Source organism: Gordonia desulfuricans NBRC 100010, assembly GCF_001485495.1.
GTDB classification, from domain to species: domain Bacteria; phylum Actinomycetota; class Actinomycetes; order Mycobacteriales; family Mycobacteriaceae; genus Gordonia; species Gordonia desulfuricans.
In genome coordinates this window covers 1-1,767 of record NZ_BCNF01000215.1, presented here as the reverse complement: position 1 = coordinate 1,767, position 1,767 = coordinate 1, and the positions used below count along the sequence as shown (strand labels likewise).

The window sequence follows — 1,767 nt, the reverse complement described above, 5'->3', positions numbered from 1 at the left end:
GAACCACTAGACGGGTGGGCTTGAGGAACGACCTGTCGCTTCGTCGCGTCAAGAAGCCACTGCGGTCGCAGTATTCGTGATGGCTGTGCGAGCTAGTGTCGCGAACGCAAACGGTAGTCGTTAGTTTGCTGCCAGGCTCGTCGACCAGCCGGAGATGGTCGATGGCGCTACCGAGGAACTGCCACACGTATTCCTGGAACATACGGAATCGTGTCGCTTCGGATAACCACCGGTCTGCCGGACGGGGTGTGTTTCGGCACCCCGTGGGGCGACGCCGGCGATGGCCTCGAGCGAGACTATCCGGGCAAAGTGGGCTAAGCCCGCCGAGGCGATAGAGCGCCTGGCTGAGCGGATTGGTGACCCCAACGACTTCGGGGTGAGGCCTGATAGCTCTCTTGCTGGTGACGATCGAGTGGGGTTCCCCCGAAAAAGTGGACACGGTTAGCTTGATTGCTGACTTGCGTGTGAGCTGATCTCGAAGTTGATGGGTGAGATCATCCCCAGCGAACTGTGTCTCCTGTCATGATTGTAGAATCGAATGTAATTCTCAAGTCCTGCAGTAAGATTCGTGCGAGTGGTGAAGGCGTGTCGCTTGTAGTATTCGTGTTTGACCGTCGACCACAACGACTCTGCGCCGGCGTTGTCCCAGCAGATGCCGGTCTCGCCCATCGAGCGCCGCAACCCGTGGCGCGTGCAGGCCTGGGCCATGTCATGGCTGGTGAATTGGCTGCCTCTGTCCGAGTGCAGGATGGTGCCCGTCACCGACCCGCCACGCGTGGCCACCGCAGCGTCCACGGCGGCCTCGACGAGCTCGGTACGCATGTGATCGGCCAGCGACCAGCCCAGCACGCGCCGTGAGTGCTCATCACGGATCGCACACAGGTACGCATCCCCCTCACCGCAGGTCAGATAGGTGATATCCGAGGTCCAGACAGCATCAAGACGGCCCTGATCAAAGACCCGCCCCACCCGGTCGGGTGGGAACGACGCCCTCGGATCGACCACGGTCGTCTTGACTTTGAAGGTGCGCGGGCTGATGCCCTCAACACCCACCTCGGCCATGATCTTGGCGACGGTATTCTCCGAGACCGACACGCCCTCGTCGTGTAAGTCGGCGGTGATGCGCGGGGAGCCGTAGGTGCGTTGCGATCTCTTCCAGTGAGCCAAGATCTTGACTTCGAGATCACGGCGACGCTGCTGCCGCGCCGTCGGTTCACCACGCCGCTGACGACCTGCCCAAGCATAGTATCCTGAGCGTGAAACCCCCAGCAACTCAACAAGATCAGTGATGTCATGGCCGGCGCACTCCGCGGCGATGAGTTCATAACAGCTCACCGGTGTTGCTGTGCCGCAAAGTACGCCGAGACTTTTTTCAGGAACGCAATGGCGCGGTCCTTCTCGGCGGTCTCGGCACGTAATCGCACCAGCTCCGCGCGCTCACCGGCGCTGAGCTCACCATCCGGCGGAGCTGCCCGCCCCTCGGTGATCACTCCGTCGCGAATGCGTTCGGCGCGAACCCATTTGCCCAACAGATTCTCATGCACGTTCAACTCACGAGCGACCTCAGAGATCGGGCGGCCGCCATCAATCACCCGACGAGCAGCCTCCGCCTTGAACTCAGGCGTAAACGACCGACGCGTCCTGGACATAGTGACATCCTTCCAGCAGGACCCGTAGCCCCACTACCTCGGGTGTCCACTCAAACTGGGGAACCTCAGAGCCTCGCACCCGTTCGAGGTCAGTCAGACTCTGCGCCATCTGATCAAG

General features: G+C 61.3%; 2 protein-coding genes. Both read right to left on the bottom strand.

Features of this window, described 5'->3' with window-relative positions:
- Positions 1–441 precede the first annotated feature (441 nt).
- Positions 442–1,335 carry an IS3 family transposase gene (locus GD1_RS23910; RefSeq protein ID WP_162128940.1) on the bottom strand — a complete coding sequence of 298 codons (894 nt, stop codon included), beginning with the start codon at positions 1,333–1,335 and terminating at the stop codon, positions 442–444.
- A complete protein-coding gene (locus tag GD1_RS23905) occupies positions 1,332–1,649 on the bottom strand; it encodes a transposase (protein WP_059040018.1) in 318 nt (105 codons plus the stop codon). Before GD1_RS23905 ends, GD1_RS23910 begins: the two co-directional genes overlap by 4 nt.
- Positions 1,650–1,767 lie beyond the last annotated feature (118 nt).